This window comes from Bacillus cereus group sp. MYBK222-1 (assembly GCF_051916425.1).
Lineage (GTDB): Bacteria > Bacillota > Bacilli > Bacillales > Bacillaceae_G > Bacillus_A > Bacillus_A paranthracis.
The window spans coordinates 18,840-35,486 of the sequence record NZ_JBQAGP010000010.1 but is presented as its reverse complement, the minus strand read 5'-3'; the positions used below and the strand labels follow the sequence as shown (position 1 = coordinate 35,486).

The window sequence follows — 16,647 nt, the reverse complement described above, 5'->3', positions numbered from 1 at the left end:
AGGTTATTTTTTCGTTTCTGCTTGAAAACGTTTATAGTATGTCGATGCTGTTGCAAAATTAATTTCTATATCACGAATCAACGATGAATCTTCTTCTTTAGCTAACTTCTGTAATTTTTTCATTGCTTGTTCCGATTCATTCAAGAAACCGACATATACCTCATGTTCTTGCTCTTTCGACTTCGGAACACGAATTTCTTTTCGTATATGATCAATATCTTCTAACATGCTCGTTGTTACCTTTTGCACATCTTTTTTATATGTAACAGTCGTTATTTCCTTACCGCCCTTTTCTTTTGCCACTTCAAATAACTGCAGTGCGTTATTAATTTCTTTATTCATTTTCAAATCGTATTTTTCATGTACTGCACGGTATTCTTTCATTTCTTCTGTTTGTTCTGTAGATTGCTCTACCTTTTCTTTCGGTTCTTTCGTATCCTTATTTCCATTACATCCTGCTAGAAGGATCATACCTCCCATTACAGCAATACCCAAAACCTTCTTCATCTCTTCTTCTCCTTTTATCTACAGCTACTACTCATTATAGTTTCTTTTATCTCCACTTGTTATTATACCGAGAACATCCTACTTTTTACACTTAAGACGACATCGTAATATATATACCAACATGTTTGTCACAGTATCGTCACTTTATACAAATAACTTTTGCACTGCTTTACTACAGCACCTTACAAAACTGTAAGCACACATAAAGAACAAACCATGCTAGACTTACATATGCATAACGCAAACATATGTAAGTTTTTAAGGAGAATCATCTATGTACAATACAATGCCTTTTATGGGAGAAGATATTCGTGTACTTATTCGCGAAAAATCACTTCATATCGAAAATACAGAGAGCCTTCGCCGCGTATTAAAAAAGAAGCATGCTCCATTTAAGTTAGTCCAATATTTAAAACAACAACATACAAATCAATTTCATACAGTGCTAAATATATCAGATAAATCATTAACAATCGAAATCATCGGTCATGTCTACATTGGAAACTTCGCAGATATCTTAAAAGAAATCCCACGTATACCGAAAATTGCTCCTATTATCGTTAAAAAAGCGTATAAAATTACCGACCATACCGATATTATCGACTGCGGGGAAAAAGAAGTTGATAGTAATCGCTGGGTGTGGGATAAACTTGCTATTTTATATGATACGATCATGAATAATATGTATGAGGTATTTGAAAGAAATGAAAAAAAGAACTGATTCAAATATTCCCTTTGAATCAGTTCTTTTTTGTTAAGCCTCTAAATTTTGTCTTGCTTGCAGTTCAAACTGCTTTTCACTTCTTCTAGCCATAAATAAATAGCATAGTACCGCACCAATTTCACAAAGAGCTATTACAACACCCATCGGTAATGCGGTATTACTTCCACCAATACCTACTAGCGGTGCAACAAGCGCTCCTGAAATGAACTGTAATAAGCCTAATAAAGCTGATGCTGTTCCTGCAGCTTGTTTTTGATTTCTCATCGCTAATGAGAACCCAGTTGTTGAGACAACCCCAACACTTGATACGACAAGGAATAACGAGCATAAAACACCAATTAACCCTATTCCTAATAAGATTGTTAGTAGTAAAGATAAACCACCAACAGCTGCAATAACAATACCAGAGACAAATAATGTCTTCTCATTCACTTTCCCTGCTAAACGACCCGTAACCTGACTCGCAATAATAATACCGATACCGTTGATTGCAAAGAATAAACTAAATTGCTGTGGTGATGCTCCGTATATGTTCTGCAACACAAATGGTGATCCCGAAATGTATGCAAACATTGCCGCCGTTACTAATCCTTGTGACAATGCATATCCCATAAACAAACGGTCCTTTAACAATTTTCCGTACGTCGCTAACGTCCCTGACAAACCGCCTGTTTCTCTTTCTTCAGGAGGTAATGTTTCACGTAATACGAAAGTAGCTGATATTAACATAAATACACTTATTGCTCCGAGAACGATAAAGACACCGCGCCACGTTGTAAACTGTAATAATTGTCCCCCAATAATCGGTGCCAAAATAGGTGCTGCTCCGTTTACTAACATAAGCAGTGAGAAGAATTTCGTCATTTCAGAACCTGAATACATGTCACGTACCATTGCACGTGATATAACAATACCGGCTGACCCTGAAGCTCCTTGTAGAAAGCGTAATAACACTAAAGTCCAAATAGATGGCGCAACAGCACAAAGTAAAGAAGAAGCAACATAAATAATAAGAGCAATAATAAGAGGTTTGCGTCTTCCGTAAATATCACTAATTGAGCCAACAAATAATTGTCCTACTGAAAGCCCAAGCAAACAAGCTGTTAATGTAAGCTGTGCTAGAGATGCACCTGTTTGCAAGTCATCCGTTAATTTCGGTAACGAAGGCAAATACATATCAATAGATAATGGTCCAATCGCCGTAAGTGTTCCTAATACAAGAATCATCCATAACCTGTTCATCTTTACAGGCTTATATATTTCCTGATTAACTTCATTCACTTTTTTCGTTCACCCTTTCCTATACATACTAAATCGTAACAATTATAGTTACAACATAAACATACGTCAAGTATAGCGCATTTTCCTGTTTAATTTTGTAAAAAAAGCGATAGAATCTCTATCGCTTTACTTGTTCAAATTACTATTTGTAAATTTAGATACGGAAGACATCGCCTCTCCTGTATCTAAATATGTGATTTGAATTGGATCTCCCACTTCTGTAAACATAGCATATGGGAACTTTTTCGCAGGTATCATAAACACTTTTTGTTCGTTCTCCAACAGTACATAAACAATTGTATTTTCACCTGATTTTTCTTTATATACACGTTGTACAACGCCTTCTTTTTGCGCCTCTTTTCCATTTGAAGTCGGTCTAAATGAATCTCCGCTTCCACTCAGCGCATTTTTATAATTCTCAAGCGCTTCTTTTTGCGTCGAACCTGTTGCAAATATTTTCGCATTAGAAGCATAGATAACCGTATGGGCACGCACTAACCCTCCATCATCAATAACAGGTACAATCCAAGAAGGTTTACCGTACACGTTATAAATAACCGGCATCGTTCCATGCCATTTCTCTCTCTTAAAGGAATTATCCACGACTTCCGAAGCAGCCGAACCATCCATAATTCCCTTTACTTCTTTTCCGTTATAGTAATACAACTTACCTGTACGCGCATCGATAAGTGAATAACCTAGTGCAGAATCTACTCCCTCTTTCGGAGAGGTGAAATCAGTAAAGTAATATAACGTTCCATCCTTACCGAAGATTGGTGTAACTCCTTCTTTCGTTCCCCACTCAGTCGGAATCTTCATGTCCGTTTGCGAGAATTTTGTATTCCAAAATCCGTGAATGTACTTACCGAAATACGTATTTAATGTAGATGCGGTCTCGTGATTTAATACGCCATCAACAAATTTAGGTGCCTTTCCTTTATCGTATCTTTTCACTTCACCTGTTTGTGCGTCTACTACTACAACGCCCTCTACCTCAAATCCAGATCTTCCTGAAATAAATTCACCGTACGTCATTGTATAATACGGTTTCCCTTTATCATCCACTTCAAATTTAGGTTTTCCTTTAAAGATTAAATTTGGTTCTGCTTTCCTTACCACACGCTCTAAATTATTTCCGAAAAACATGCTTGGCACGTATTTCATTTTATAACCAAGGTGCAGCTTTGCTTCTGCATCAGGATTCGTACCTGACATCGTGACGTACCCTGGAATTGTCTCAGCTTTACGTGCTTTAAAAAATCCTGAAACTTCAATCGGTGCTACATATAAAGCCTCGCCATTTACCATTTGTGGCGTTAATTCTCCTAGCTCAAAATAAGCTACTTTCGGAATATCCCCAAATACTTTTTTCATCTTATTCTCCGCTGTCTTTGGCGGCACTGTAAATGGCTGATCATTTTCAGTAAATGGCTCTGAAATATCTTTCTCTACCTTTACAACAGAATCATATTTCTTTTGCGAGATTACTATATCGTGCAAATAACCAAAGTAGCCGTAACTTGCAAGTAAAACAAACATTAGAAGTCCTTTTAACGTGCCTTCTAATTTACCTATTTGATCTTGGGAAAATAAAACAAGCCCAATTAAAATCGCTACTGCAACAGAATAATGAGTAAGAATTGAATCTGCTCGATCATCAATTAGCCAAAAATATTCATAGATTGCAATACCTATCCAAAATAAAACTGGAATAACTAAAATAGATGATTTCTTACCCTTTACAACCTTCTCATCCCCTTTCTTATCCACTGCTCGAAGTTTACTACCGCTTCTTCTTGTCCATGGAATCAAAAACAAAGTGAGAATAGCTAAAATTAAAAATTTCATCAAAGGCAATGTCCCCTTTTCTTTTGTCTTCCCCTTTAGTATAACAAATAAAGGTTATTCAGGTAAAAATGGGAATTGTTATATTTTTTTACTACTTAGTACAACTCCGCTCACTACATATAAGATAGATGCAATATAAAAAATCGTGCCGATCGTAAAGAAATCTACTAAATATCCTGTTGCAATAATTGCTACTGCTCCTCCAATCGATGTCCACACATGATATTTTCCAATCTCATAACCAGCATTTTCTTGTACAACTTTTCGTGCTAACGAAGTCTTCTCCGTATTACGCTGCACAGCCCCTAAAATACCCATTAAAATTTGAAGAATGTATACATGCCATACTTCTGTTGCAATAGGAAAACAAAGCATTAATATTGCCATAGACCAGGCGTATATAATTAGTAACTTTCTATCACCTACTCTATCAGATATTCTTCCAACTAACGGATATACTAGAGCTGAAGTTAAGGCAAATAAGCCATATGCCCAGCCAAACTGTGAGAAGCTATTTCCAACATTCCGAAGCAATAGAATGTAAAAAGGAAATACCATACTTCCTGCCATCATAATGATGCTTTGTGAAGCTACAAATCTTCTATATGTCATTTCGTATACTCCCTATAAAATAAATTCACAAATCTCTCTTTTGGATCCGCTTCTTTTTTCTTCTGAAGAAACTCTTCTATACGAGGATATGCTCTCTTTAACTGCTCTTTCGTTGGATAAGAATAATACGGTAAATAATAACTACCGTTATGCTTTAACGTAACATCAATCATCTTCTGAATAACATCCTCTGTTTTCTTTATCTCATTTTCAGAACGCCCTTGATTAATTAAAAGAACCAGTGCAAACATATCACCTTTCGCATAGGATAAAACTGCATTTTCATTCTTTTCCACGTAACGAATCGTAATATTGAGCAAATTAAACTCTTCTTCATTTAATACGTTACGTAAATCATCTATGTATTCCGTGAAAGAATCTATAGGCACAAAATATTCTTGTAACACCTCTGTCCTATTCGGATTTTCATATTCCATAAAGGCACTATCTGACCTCATAACATTATTTCGCGTCTCATACTTTCCATCTGTACGTTCGAAATAACTTCTTTGTATATCCCAAAACGTATTCTTTCCCCAATCACTATAGCGTGATAATCCAAGTAAAAATTTCGGCGCTGCTATAATAGTTTCTTCTTTTAGTTCACTATACTCTTCCCTCATATTTTGATTTTGTGCCAATGTATAATCTGTCACATACATTTCTCTTAAGAATGAATTTGGAGCAACAGAAATACGAGCTAAGTGCATACGAACATTAGCATCTTTTTTCACTTTTTCTTTGAAATAAGACGTGTATTCTTTATAATCTAGCATTTTCGTATGCGTTTCATATAATTCATCATTTGTTAACTTTAAAGTCACATCTAAAATGACACCAAATAACCCATAACCGCCAATGACGTAAGGAAATAAATCCGCATTCTCTTCTCTACTTACATTACGTACAGTGCCATCTGCCATTAGTAATCGAAATGATTCGACTGTATCAATCAATGCCTCATGACGAATATCACGACCATGTACATTTACACTTAATGAACCACCAACCGTAAAAATATTTTGAGATTGCATCACCTGAACAGCAAGACCATATGGATTTATTTTCTTCTGAATATCATTCCACGTGACACCACTTTGAACTGTAATGCGCTTCTTCTCTGGATCAAATTCTAATATTTTATTATACCCTTTCATATCAAGCATCGTACCATGTGGATAATACGTCTGCCCGCCCTGACTATGTTGCATACCAGCAATAGAAATCTTCTCTCCAGAAACATTCGCATCTTGCACTAATTTTATTAACGATTGCTCATCAGTAGCACTTTCAACACGTTTTATTTTTGTCGGAAGCAATTTACCTACATCACTCATAATAGGATGATCGAGTTGTTTTTTATATGTATGTACAGACGTTGCAAGCAACACTGTATATGCTACAATGACCACCGCTATCTTTCCTTTTTTCAAATGACACTCTCCTCTTCTACATCTTTTCCTCTTTATATTGTACCTATTTTCCTATGAAGAAAGAATACAAAAAAGAGGGACCTTATTTTAGGTCCCTCCTTATCAAAACTGTTACTTTGCTGCTGGCAATTGTATTGGGTCAAACTTTTCATACGACGTATATTTTGCGTTCGTAATAATGTGTGCTTTATCCTTGCCATTACTACTCATAATCATGTCTATCTTTGCTGATTCATATTTAAAATCTTTTGTAATGATATATTCTGCATCCACTCCTTCTATCTTCGCATTTTGTGCTTGTAACATTTTCTTCTGCGTTTCATCCATGCTAGTTAACATACTTTCTGTTTCTTGCCCTTTTAATGTAAATTTCAGTTTATATTTATCTCCGCTTTTCTCCAGCTTCATTTTATCTAAAACTACTTCCGGTACTTCTAATTTATCTATAATATCTTGAGTCGCTTTCATTCCACCAGCGTTTAATTGCTCCTCTGGTACGGTTATAACTTCTCCTGTATTAGGGTTTTTTACCTCACCAGCAACTTTACCATCCACAGTATACACTACAACATCTGTACCGGAAATATTCATTTCAGAACGAGAATTCTTTGTCTTTGGCTCTAATTGCATCTTAGCCTTTAATATATCCATCTCTGTTCCCTCAGCTTTTACCCCTACACCATATGTCATCGTTACATGTTCTTCATTTTTAAAAGCTTCATTCGTTTTCTTGAAAACATCTTTCGCCGTTAATTCCTTTTCTTTTTGAACGGATTCTTTTTTCGGCTCATCCGTCTTTGCTGTTTTCTCATTACTACATCCTACCCCTAGACTGATTGCAAGCACTAAACTTGAAATAAAAATAATTTTTTTCATAATTCCGCCCCCCTTTCCCAAAATAATATCATCTCTTTTCCTATGAAATCTATATAAATTTCAATCTATATTCGCTATATAGCGACATGTTTAATGAAGAGTTTAAATATGATGTAAATAACGACAACTCATTTCAGGAGGTCATTATGAAGGCGATCATTTGCACACAGTATGGACCACCTAACGTTCTTCAGCTTCAAAATATAGAGAAACCTATACCTAAAAAGAACGAAGTATTAGTCAAGATTCACGCAACGAGTGTAACGACTGGAGATTGTAGAATACGTGGGTTTAATAGCCCTCTCTTATTTTGGATTCCTATGCGAATCATATTAGGTTTTAGAAAACCGAGAAAGCCTATACTCGGTGTAGAGTTATCCGGCGAAATCGAAGAAATAGGAACAGATGTAACTCAATTTAAAAAAGGAGATCAAATTTTTGCATTAACAGAGCTTAATGTCGGTGGTTATGCAGAATATACATGTGTACATGAAAGTGGATTAGTAGCATTAAAACCTACCAATGTAACGTATGAGGAAGCAGCAGTTATTCCCTTTGGCGCAACTTCGGCACTACACTTCCTAAGAAAGGCCCGTATAAAAAGGGGGCAACAAGTACTAATATATGGCGCATCTGGATCAGTAGGAACAGCTGCCGTACAACTTGCTAAATATTTCGGCGCAACCGTTACAGCTGTTTGTAGTCATTCAAATTTTGAACTCGTGCAATCTTTAGGGGCCGACAAAGTAATCGATTATACGAAAGAAGATTTTACTAAGCAGGGGGAATACTATGATGTTATATTTGATGCAGTTGGAAAATATAAAAAATCCCTTTGTAAACAAGTATTAACACCTAATGGAATATATGTATCTGTTAATGGAATGATGGCAAAGGTAAGTAAAGAAGATATGTTTCTACTAAAAAAACTAACTGAAACAGAAAATTTAAAGCCTGTTATTGATAGAACTTACCGATTAGAAGAAATTGCTGAAGCTCATATATATGTAGAAAAAGGGCATAAAAAGGGGAACGTTTCGATTACCTTAAAATAAAATATATTCAGAAAATAACATTGACAATTCTTTTTGTAAGATTTACTATTAATACCATATTAAAAAAACTACATACACATACTCTTATCAAGAGTGGCGGAGGGACTGGCCCGATGATGCCCGGCAACCGAGCTTATAACGTATAAGCTAAGGTGCTAATTCCTGCAAAACGAGTTCTCGTTTTGGAAGATAAGAGAGGAATCTATTTTGTCTATTCGGCACCTCTCTTATTTTTGAGAGGTGCTTTTTATTTTGGAACGTATATTTAAGGGGGAATTATAGATGAAGAAAGTATTATTAAGCATTGTAAGTGGGGCTGTATTATTATTAAGCGCATGTAGCGGGAGTTCAGATAAAGAAGTAAAAGCGTTAGATGAGAAAAAGATTACTGTCGGTGTAACAGGAGGGCCACATGAACAAATTTTTGAAAAGGTAAAAGAAGTAGCAGCGAAAGACGGTCTCGAAATTGATATAAAAGTATTTAATGATTATGTAGCACCGAACGTATCCCTCGATGAAAAAAGCCTTGATGTAAATAGCTATCAAACAAAATCATATTTAGACGTATTTAAAGCTGAACGTAATATGAAATTAACTGAAGTATTTTCAACAGTAACATTCCCTATGGGCGTATATTCAAAAAGCTTAAAGGATGTAAAAGAATTAAAAGAGGGCGATGCAATTGCTGTACCAAATGATCCAACGAATGAACTTCGAGCTTTAAAACTATTTGAAAAAGCAGGGGTTTTAAAAGTGGATCCAAAAGCGACAGAAAAAGCGACTGCAAAAGATGTAATTGAAAATCCAAAAAATTTAAAGATCGTTGAATTAGAGGCATCTCAATTACCAACACAACTAAGTGAAGTGAAAGCAGCTGCCATTAATACAAACTTTGCATTAGGTGCAAAATTAAGCCCTGCGAAAGATTCTATCTTCCGCGAAGGAAAAGATTCACCATATGTAAACTGGGTCGTTGTTCGTACTGAAAATAAAGATGATGCTGTTGTAAATAAATTAAAGAAAGCTTATCAATCTAAAGAAGTAAAAGAATTTATCGATAAAAAATTTGATGGTTCTGTTTTACCGTCTTGGTAGGAGCTGACAATAATGATTGAATTAAAAAATGTATCCAAAGTATTTACAACAAAAAAGGGGAATGTGGAAGCTCTTAAGTCTACTTCCCTCCAAGTAAAAAAGGGCGAAGTATTTGGAATCATTGGATATAGCGGCGCTGGCAAAAGTACATTAATTCGCTGTGTAAATTTATTAGAAAAACCAACAACAGGAAATATTATTGTAAACGAGCAAGATTTAACAACACTGTCTACAAAAGAACTAGCAAAAGCGAGACAAAAAATCGGGATGATTTTTCAAGGGTTCAATTTACTTAAAACCGTTACCGTCTATGAAAATATCGCACTACCTTTACGCCTTGCTGGCATTCCAAAAGTAGAAATTGAAAAAAGGGTAGAAAAGTATTTACGTATTGTCGATCTCTTTAATCGAAAAGACGCCTATCCAAGTGAACTTTCTGGTGGCCAGAAACAACGTGTAGCCATCGCGCGTGCACTATCACATGAACCGGAAGTGTTATTAAGTGATGAAGCAACGAGCGCTTTAGATCCAGAAACAACTGATTCTATTCTTGACCTATTATTAAAGATTAATGAGGAAATCGGGATTACAATTTTATTAATTACACATGAAATGAATGTCATCCAGCGTATATGCGACCGAGTTGCTGTTATGGAACATGGAGCAGTAGTTGAAAGCGGGACTGTGAAAGATATTTTTACAAACCCACAACATGTAACAACGAAGAAATTTGTAAATAGCGCATTTGCAGCGAAAATTCCAGAAGAGGTACAAAAAGAACTTCAAACTACTGGTGAAATTGTAACTCTTTCTTTTATAGGAAATTCTTCAGGAGAACCAGCATTAGCTGTCGCTACAAAACGATTCCAAGTATATCCGAATATTTTATCCGGTAATATTACTCAATTAAAACATGAAGCATACGGGAAACTTATCATCCATATGCAAGGGGAACAAAATGAAATCAACCGTGCTTTATCATTTTTACAAGAACAGGGAATCATCGTAGAAGGAGGTAGAACAGACCATGGAAAACAAGTCCTTTTTGGATGAATGGGGTAAAGTTATATGGGAGGCGACCATACAAACTTTTCAAATGACATCTATTTCATTACTCATCTCGATCCTTATTGCACTGCCACTTGGTGTCACACTTGTTTTAACGAGACCTGGTGGACAGCGAGAAAACAAAATCATTTATCCAATTCTTAATACAATTATTAATATCATTCGCTCTCTTCCATTTATCATCCTATTATTCTTCATTCTACCTTTTACAAAATTTCTAATGGGAACATCCATTGGTGTACAAGGTGTTATCGTACCGCTTGTCGTCTTCACTGCTCCCTATATCGCAAGATTGATGGAGACCGCATTATTAGAAGTCGATCGTGGTGTGATTGAAGCTTACCAAGCGATGGGCGTTTCTACTATAAAAATTATTTGGCACGTCATGGTGAAAGAAGCTCGTCCCTCCCTTGTACTTGGATTAACAATTGCAACGATTGGCTTAATCGGCGCAACAGCAATGGCTGGTCTTGTAGGCGCTGGTGGGCTAGGGGATTTAGCATATCGATTCGGACATTTACGCTATGAACCTGAAGTAATGTATGCAACTGTCTTTATTTTAATTATCCTCGTTCAAGGATTACAGTCTTTAGGGAATGGTATTGCGCGAAGATTGAAGAAAGATTAAAAAAGAAGGTATCTCACCAGGGTGAGATACCTTCTTTTTACCTTTTGAATCCACCTTCTGAATGAATAACTTGTCCAGTAATCCATTCCGCTTCTTCACTTACTAAAAACTTAATAAGTCTTGCTGCATCCTTTGGTTCACCAATTCTACCAAATGGAAACATCGGTTTTAATCCTTGCTTTATCTCTTCAGTCATCCAGCCTGTATCAGTTGGACCTGGGTTAATTGCATTCACTGTTATTCCTAAATGAGCTACCTCGGCTGACAACGAACTAGTAAGAGCATCAATAGCCCCCTTCGTTGTTGCATACGCTAGTTCTCCAACCATAGGCCCTTGAAATTGTCCCGAAGTCATATTCACAATTCTACCACCAGATTTCTTATCAAACCCTCGGGCAAATTGACTACTTAATAATGTAGTCGCACGAATATTGACCATGTAGTGCTTATCTAATTCTTCAGCAGTCAAATTAGAGAAATCATTATTCGTAGAATACGCTGCATTATTAATTAATATATGAGGGTAGCCTAGTTGTTCAGTAACTTTATTTATAAGCTCTTTCGGTGCATCATTCTGAGTTAAATCTAACTCCATACTCGATACTTTCACACCGTTTTTTAGTAACTCTTCTTGTAATTGTATTTGTTCACTTTGATCAACGCCCCAAGGCATCTCTTTATCATACTCTGTCCAATACGTAAAAAATATATCGTATCCTGCTTCAGCTAATTCTTTACAAATTGCTGCGCCTATACCATCTAAACGACTTACGCCTGTAACAACTGCTACTTTATGTTTTAATTGATTCATCATATACTCCTCCAATTTTAAAGGACGCATATTTTATATAAGAGATATGAATTTCCCCACATAGGTATCTATCCTTATAAAGGGGATGCACAAGCCAAATATGCAGTCCTTGCATGATTTACAGATAGCTAAATAACCCCTCACTTATGAGAGAAAAATTCATCTATCTAATTTCGAATCATTACAAGTTCATCCACATATTGAGTCCTTGTCTCCTTTCCATATACCTCTATTTCTATCTTAACAATATGATGTAATATTTTAAATGATAAAAAATAAAAACCAATATTCCATTCCAAACTTCTATCAAATTTATTATATTATAATATTGAAATAATGGAAATAATCAGAAAAAACACTGGTAAATATTGACTAGCCTTCTTATAATAAAATGTGGGGCTAATGTGAGAGTTTAGTTTTAAACAAATAGGGGGAAGAAACATGTCCAAAAAATTACTTTCTTTATTTTCTGCAGTAATCGTAGCAGCTTTTGTAATAACCGGCTGTGGTCAAAGCGATACGACAAATAAAGAACAAAAAGAAAATGCAACAAAAGAAAGCAAAACGGAAAAAACGGATACGACGAAAGAAAATAAACCTGAAGATAAAAAATCCGAAAACAAGAAAACTGAAGATAAAAAGACGGAAAATACCGCTACTAGCTCCAGCGATTATTCTAAACTTATTTCCTACATGGAAAAAGAAACAGGTGGTAAAACAAAAGTTCTTTTTGAAAATAAGGAACCACAAGTTTATAAAGCTGAAGATGTTTCAGTATCGATGAACAGCTATACATTAGTTGAATTAAATGGATTCCATACGGACTTTAACATTCCATTTAACCGTCAAACAGAGGGCGGAGTTATTCTTGTGAACTATAGCGTAAAAAATAGTTCAGCTAAAGATATTTATTATATGCCAGCATTGGACATGTCATTTACTGGTGCGCAGAAAGTATATAGTAACTATAAAGACTTAATTCCAAAAGAAGATCAGCTGCCAACTAAGCTTGCTCCAACGAATGATTACTTAGTAAAAGCAGGAGAAACCATTTCTGGTTATATCGCGTATCCATTCGGAAAAGATGATCTAGAAAAAATTTCAAGTCTCTCAACAGTCTCAGTCACAGTCCCAACTGCACAAGCTAATAAAGGAAAATTCGATGCTCCAATCGGAAGCCCTGGAAGCTTTTCATTAAGTTTAAATAAACAAGGTGCTGAAAAGGTTGCAACAGATAAAACTTTCTACCAAGATAAAGCTACAGCTAATAACATGGGCGATAAAAAAATGTTAAAAGAGAAATCAAGTATTAATAACAGCCAAGAATTAGGTGCTGTTCATGTTACATTAGACGGATACCAATTTACTCAATTCACACCAAATTCCGTCGAAGCACCACGCTTTGCAAATTTCAAAAATGGTATTGTTCTATTAACAGTGAAATTCAAGCTTGATAACAAAGATACTCAAGACGTTTCATTATCTCCTATAAGCTCTACATTAAGAGTGAATGATGGTACACAATATACAATTAATGAAGGTATGCTACTAAATTACGACTATAACGCTGCAGTCAAAACAGGAACATCTGGAGAGTTACTGCAAGTATTTATTTTAGATCAAGAGCAGTATGAAAAGATTTGGAAAGATAAAAGCTTTGAGATTGAGTTAGGACCTATGAGAAATAAAGAAGCTAAAGATATTTCACAAGGTAAAAAAGCTAAATTTACATTATCTAAATAAATTACTAAATATATAATAGAAAAGGCATATAACATATGATTGTTATATGCCTTTTCTATTTGTATCAAGAACAAAACTTTCATTTAAGTGTATACATTTATGATTACCTATCCGTTGTATAAGTGTAGGGAGGAAAAGTGATGGGAAAAGAAAATATATTAACCTCCTATCTTATTCATTTAGGGGAGGAAGTGTTCAAACTATTACTAGCGAAAGGAGCTATCAAAGAAGATGCAGAAGACATCATCCAAAATACTTTCTATAAAGTATACACATTGCTAGATAGCTTAACCGAGGATAACATACGTCCATGGTTTTTCAGAGTTGCATTAAATGAATACATTGACTTGAAAAGGAAAAAGGAGCAACAGAACATCTATTTAACTGAAGAGATTTATTCAAAATTACAATATACAGACCGGGAATTGGATACTGTTTTAAATAAAGATGAGATTTTCTATCTATTAAAAGATATAAAACTAGAATACAAAGAAGCCTTCTTTTTAAAGTATTATTACGATTTTACATACGAAGAAATCGCACTAATACTAGATATTCGAGTAAACAGCGTCAAACAAAAGTTACATCGCGCACGTAAAACAATTCATTCTACAGTAGGAGGAAAACCTTAATGGATACTTCTTTAAAAGATGCATTAAAAAAAGCTAAAAGGAAACAGTTACTTAAAATCATCATTACTTCTATTATCGTTGTCATCATACTTATCCCTATCATTTATAAGGTGGGCAATTACTTCGCAGCCAAAAGTTCTACGAAACTTCACGAACAACTATTTTTACATAATGCAATTGCAGAACCAAATGTACAAATTGATTCTCAAGTAACGAGTAATTCATCTATGTTTGGCGGCAATATTATATCAAATCGTTCCAAAAATATTAATGGTTATATCGTCCCATGGAACACATTAACAAGCTCCTATGGTTGGATCCGTATCAATATTGATTCCAATGAATTAACGCCTGGTTTTTATTGGTCTAGGTCCAATACAGAGTTTTATGAGTATGATAAACAAACAAAGAATAAATTTGCAACATTTTATAATCCTGCTATTAAGGACTATTTTGATGATGTCCAAAATGAATTAGGAGAAGTTTCACAAATGAACAACTATGTTGCCGAAGTTGCTATCTCTTTCAATCAGCCCTACACACTACAAGAAATTAAAGAAAAAATTCCAGACAACTTAAACATTGTATGGTTATATATGACCTCACCAATTGGAGATGAAAGCAAAGGACCTGCTGGTATGCCCGTTTACGGATTCAATCCAGACAATTCTCCTAAAGAAGCGTACAAAGAGTTCGTTGATTCACTTAAACAATACGATGAAGATGGATATCACGAAGATATCCAAAAGTTTTTAAAATCAAACAAGGGCAAACCATTCGATCAAGTGAAAATTTTAGGTGTTATGCTAACAGGAAAAACGGAAAACTTTAAGGCATTAGAAAACCAAGAATTTATTCGTGGTGCTTCTGTAGGGGTTACTGCACCAATTGTTCCTTATATAAAACCAGAGAAATAATAAGGAACCCCCAGATGAACTTAAAGAACATACATGAACCTGTTTACTACGGGAGCTATCCGCTACAATAGATAGCTCCCATCTCTCATTTATTGCTTAATTTTCAAAAATAAACTTCATAATATTTTAGGTGCAATTTTATAAATAAAAAATCATATATTTGTTCACATTATATCCATTGTGAATTTTTTCACAATGGATATATAATAAACTTGTAAATACAATATTGGAGGGATTTCAATGGTTATCAATTTTTTAAGAACTGATAAACGTGCTACTTTCATATTATTATTTTTACGACTTTACATAGGATATACATGGCTCGCTGCTGGAATCGGCAAAGTCTTTGGACAATCTTTTGACGCAAGTGGTTTTCTAAAGGGCGCTATTGCTCAAGCATCAGGTGACCACCCTGCCGTACAAAGTTGGTGGGCAGATTTCCTTCAATACTTTGTTCTTCCAAACGCAGACCTATTTAGCTTTTTAGTTCAATGGGGAGAAATTTTAGTAGGTCTAGGTTTAATTTTAGGCGGATTAACAAAAACAGCTGCATTTTTCGGAATCATAATGAATCTTTCATTTTTATTAAGCGGAACTGTTAGTGTAAATCCAAACCTACTCATTTTGACTATGTTCATTTTAGTTGCAGGACAGAATGCTGGACGCATTGGATTAGATGGCTATGTTTTCCCAAAACTTTTCCGTAAAAACAACCACGGAACATATAAATTAAGTAAAACTGCGTAGTAACGGTTTACTCTTAAAATATAAATAAGAAAAAGAGCCTACGTATAGGCTCTTTTTTATTTACTCCAAATTTAAACTCTTAACGAGCCACGAAAACCTCTGGCAGCATAATAAGAGTCTGCTCCATTGTGGTACACGAAAACATGTCCGAAGCGATAATCGCAAAATAGCGCACCACCGAGTTCTCTAATATCTGAAGGTGTTTGTACCCAGCTTGATGATTTCATATCAAAATCTCCAAGTTGTTGTAACTCTCGATATTGTTCTTCAGTTAATAGTTCAATACCCATAGCGGCTGCCACATCAATAGCGTTATTTTCTGGTTTATGCTTCTTTCTTGATTCTAACGCTTCAAGATCATAACAAAGGCTTCTACGACCTTTAGGACTCTCCTTTGAACAATCATAGAAAGTATACTCGTCCTTCTCTTTGTCATATCCAACAACATCCGGCTCACCGCCTGTTACTTCCATTTCATTAAGTGACCATAATTTTTCAGCATTAGCTTCTATCTTCGCTTCAACTTTAGCCCATTCAAGACCTTCATGGCGGTTCATGTTTTTCTCAAAACGAGCTTGTAATACTTTTATTAGTTCTTCACGTTGTTCTACAGATAACTCATTTTTATTCGCTGTCATATTCGTCCTCCGAATTACGTTTCTTTATACTC

Annotated in this window: 17 protein-coding genes and 1 riboswitch; of the genes, 9 read left to right on the top strand and 8 right to left on the bottom strand. The window is 35.2% G+C overall.

The window, feature by feature from the left end; all coding sequences use genetic code 11:
* Window positions 1-3: 3 nt before the first annotated feature.
* Window positions 4-507, bottom strand: a complete 504-nt coding sequence (locus tag ACTFR9_RS25740) for a hypothetical protein (protein WP_076856215.1) — start codon at window positions 505-507, stop codon at window positions 4-6.
* A 274-nt stretch (window positions 508-781) separates the two neighbouring features.
* On the opposite strand from ACTFR9_RS25740, the gene ACTFR9_RS25735 reads away from it, so the two are divergent.
* Window positions 782-1,228 carry a hypothetical protein gene (locus ACTFR9_RS25735; protein ID WP_229136830.1) on the top strand — a complete coding sequence of 149 codons (447 nt, stop codon included), beginning with the start codon at window positions 782-784 and terminating at the stop codon, window positions 1,226-1,228.
* 33 nt (window positions 1,229-1,261) lie between these two features.
* Here the strand turns inward: ACTFR9_RS25735 and ACTFR9_RS25730 are convergent, their stop codons facing one another.
* The 5 genes from ACTFR9_RS25730 to ACTFR9_RS25710 all read right to left on the bottom strand — a co-directional run bounded on the left by ACTFR9_RS25730 (window position 1,262) and on the right by ACTFR9_RS25710 (window position 7,281).
* Complete coding sequence (locus tag ACTFR9_RS25730) at window positions 1,262-2,473, bottom strand: multidrug effflux MFS transporter (protein ID WP_116777230.1); 1,212 nt, start codon at window positions 2,471-2,473, stop codon at window positions 1,262-1,264.
* Between the two features lie 165 nt (window positions 2,474-2,638).
* Window positions 2,639-4,360, bottom strand: coding sequence for a DUF3981 domain-containing protein (locus tag ACTFR9_RS25725; RefSeq protein WP_000670259.1), 1,722 nt, complete (start codon window positions 4,358-4,360; stop codon window positions 2,639-2,641).
* 78 nt (window positions 4,361-4,438) lie between these two features.
* Window positions 4,439-4,972: an MFS transporter gene (locus tag ACTFR9_RS25720; protein ID WP_000222369.1), complete on the bottom strand. Its 534-nt coding sequence runs from the start codon at window positions 4,970-4,972 to the stop codon at window positions 4,439-4,441.
* The gene (locus ACTFR9_RS25715; RefSeq protein WP_000715451.1) at window positions 4,969-6,405 is read right to left on the bottom strand and encodes an FAD-binding oxidoreductase; all 1,437 of its coding nucleotides are present in this window, start codon (window positions 6,403-6,405) and stop codon (window positions 4,969-4,971) included. The genes ACTFR9_RS25720 and ACTFR9_RS25715 overlap by 4 nt, the downstream gene beginning before the upstream one ends.
* A gap of 111 nt (window positions 6,406-6,516) precedes the next feature.
* A complete protein-coding gene (locus tag ACTFR9_RS25710) occupies window positions 6,517-7,281 on the bottom strand; it encodes a DUF6612 family protein (protein WP_229136831.1) in 765 nt (254 codons plus the stop codon).
* 146 nt (window positions 7,282-7,427) lie between these two features.
* Between ACTFR9_RS25710 and ACTFR9_RS25705 the strand changes: the two genes are divergently transcribed.
* The 4 genes from ACTFR9_RS25705 to ACTFR9_RS25690 all read left to right on the top strand — a co-directional run bounded on the left by ACTFR9_RS25705 (window position 7,428) and on the right by ACTFR9_RS25690 (window position 11,127).
* Entirely contained in the window at window positions 7,428-8,336 is a 909-nt protein-coding gene (locus tag ACTFR9_RS25705) for an NAD(P)-dependent alcohol dehydrogenase (RefSeq protein ID WP_000643888.1), read from the top strand.
* An 81-nt stretch (window positions 8,337-8,417) separates the two neighbouring features.
* Window positions 8,418-8,532: riboswitch (SAM riboswitch) on the top strand.
* An 86-nt stretch (window positions 8,533-8,618) separates the two neighbouring features.
* Window positions 8,619-9,431, top strand: coding sequence for a MetQ/NlpA family ABC transporter substrate-binding protein (locus tag ACTFR9_RS25700; protein WP_000757003.1), 813 nt, complete (start codon window positions 8,619-8,621; stop codon window positions 9,429-9,431).
* 12 nt (window positions 9,432-9,443) lie between these two features.
* On the top strand, window positions 9,444-10,484 hold the full coding sequence (locus ACTFR9_RS25695) for a methionine ABC transporter ATP-binding protein (protein WP_000571351.1): 1,041 nt from the start codon (window positions 9,444-9,446) through the stop codon (window positions 10,482-10,484).
* Window positions 10,459-11,127 (top strand): methionine ABC transporter permease, encoded by a 669-nt coding sequence (locus ACTFR9_RS25690; protein WP_000428874.1) that lies wholly within the window; start codon window positions 10,459-10,461, stop codon window positions 11,125-11,127. The genes ACTFR9_RS25695 and ACTFR9_RS25690 overlap by 26 nt, the downstream gene beginning before the upstream one ends.
* 37 nt (window positions 11,128-11,164) lie before the next feature.
* On the opposite strand, the gene ACTFR9_RS25685 is transcribed toward ACTFR9_RS25690, so the two are convergent.
* On the bottom strand, window positions 11,165-11,941 hold the full coding sequence (locus ACTFR9_RS25685) for an SDR family oxidoreductase (protein ID WP_142242856.1): 777 nt from the start codon (window positions 11,939-11,941) through the stop codon (window positions 11,165-11,167).
* 438 nt (window positions 11,942-12,379) lie between these two features.
* On the opposite strand from ACTFR9_RS25685, the gene ACTFR9_RS25680 reads away from it, so the two are divergent.
* The 4 genes from ACTFR9_RS25680 (at window position 12,380) to ACTFR9_RS25665 (ending at window position 15,977) form a co-directional block, all read left to right on the top strand.
* Entirely contained in the window at window positions 12,380-13,681 is a 1,302-nt protein-coding gene (locus ACTFR9_RS25680; protein ID WP_229136832.1) for a DUF5068 domain-containing protein, read from the top strand.
* A gap of 140 nt (window positions 13,682-13,821) precedes the next feature.
* Window positions 13,822-14,313 (top strand): RNA polymerase sigma factor, encoded by a 492-nt coding sequence (locus tag ACTFR9_RS25675; RefSeq protein WP_062821963.1) that lies wholly within the window; start codon window positions 13,822-13,824, stop codon window positions 14,311-14,313.
* Window positions 14,313-15,230, top strand: coding sequence for a sigma factor regulator N-terminal domain-containing protein (locus tag ACTFR9_RS25670; RefSeq protein WP_048553671.1), 918 nt, complete (start codon window positions 14,313-14,315; stop codon window positions 15,228-15,230). The genes ACTFR9_RS25675 and ACTFR9_RS25670 overlap by 1 nt, the downstream gene beginning before the upstream one ends.
* Window positions 15,231-15,470: 240 nt before the next feature.
* On the top strand, window positions 15,471-15,977 hold the full coding sequence (locus ACTFR9_RS25665) for a DoxX family membrane protein (protein ID WP_000236351.1): 507 nt from the start codon (window positions 15,471-15,473) through the stop codon (window positions 15,975-15,977).
* A 71-nt stretch (window positions 15,978-16,048) separates the two neighbouring features.
* Here the strand turns inward: ACTFR9_RS25665 and ACTFR9_RS25660 are convergent, their stop codons facing one another.
* Window positions 16,049-16,615, bottom strand: coding sequence for a DUF4256 domain-containing protein (locus ACTFR9_RS25660; protein ID WP_000126341.1), 567 nt, complete (start codon window positions 16,613-16,615; stop codon window positions 16,049-16,051).
* Window positions 16,616-16,647: the final 32 nt, after the last annotated feature.

Bases quoted from the DNA above. Each gene is read 5' to 3' on its own strand.
- ACTFR9_RS25740 (WP_076856215.1), bottom strand. From the start codon at position 507: ATGAAGAAGGTTTTGGGTATTGCTGTAATGGGAGGTATGATCCTTCTA.
- ACTFR9_RS25735 (WP_229136830.1), top strand. From the start codon at position 782: ATGTACAATACAATGCCTTTTATGGGAGAAGATATTCGTGTACTTATT.
- ACTFR9_RS25730 (WP_116777230.1), bottom strand. From the start codon at position 2,473: ATGAACAGGTTATGGATGATTCTTGTATTAGGAACACTTACGGCGATT.
- ACTFR9_RS25725 (WP_000670259.1), bottom strand. From the start codon at position 4,360: ATGAAATTTTTAATTTTAGCTATTCTCACTTTGTTTTTGATTCCATGG.
- ACTFR9_RS25720 (WP_000222369.1), bottom strand. From the start codon at position 4,972: ATGACATATAGAAGATTTGTAGCTTCACAAAGCATCATTATGATGGCA.
- ACTFR9_RS25710 (WP_229136831.1), bottom strand. From the start codon at position 7,281: ATGAAAAAAATTATTTTTATTTCAAGTTTAGTGCTTGCAATCAGTCTA.
- ACTFR9_RS25705 (WP_000643888.1), top strand. From the start codon at position 7,428: ATGAAGGCGATCATTTGCACACAGTATGGACCACCTAACGTTCTTCAG.
- ACTFR9_RS25700 (WP_000757003.1), top strand. From the start codon at position 8,619: ATGAAGAAAGTATTATTAAGCATTGTAAGTGGGGCTGTATTATTATTA.
- ACTFR9_RS25695 (WP_000571351.1), top strand. From the start codon at position 9,444: ATGATTGAATTAAAAAATGTATCCAAAGTATTTACAACAAAAAAGGGG.
- ACTFR9_RS25690 (WP_000428874.1), top strand. From the start codon at position 10,459: ATGGAAAACAAGTCCTTTTTGGATGAATGGGGTAAAGTTATATGGGAG.
- ACTFR9_RS25685 (WP_142242856.1), bottom strand. From the start codon at position 11,941: ATGATGAATCAATTAAAACATAAAGTAGCAGTTGTTACAGGCGTAAGT.
- ACTFR9_RS25680 (WP_229136832.1), top strand. From the start codon at position 12,380: ATGTCCAAAAAATTACTTTCTTTATTTTCTGCAGTAATCGTAGCAGCT.
- ACTFR9_RS25675 (WP_062821963.1), top strand. From the start codon at position 13,822: ATGGGAAAAGAAAATATATTAACCTCCTATCTTATTCATTTAGGGGAG.
- ACTFR9_RS25670 (WP_048553671.1), top strand. From the start codon at position 14,313: ATGGATACTTCTTTAAAAGATGCATTAAAAAAAGCTAAAAGGAAACAG.
- ACTFR9_RS25665 (WP_000236351.1), top strand. From the start codon at position 15,471: ATGGTTATCAATTTTTTAAGAACTGATAAACGTGCTACTTTCATATTA.
- ACTFR9_RS25660 (WP_000126341.1), bottom strand. From the start codon at position 16,615: ATGACAGCGAATAAAAATGAGTTATCTGTAGAACAACGTGAAGAACTA.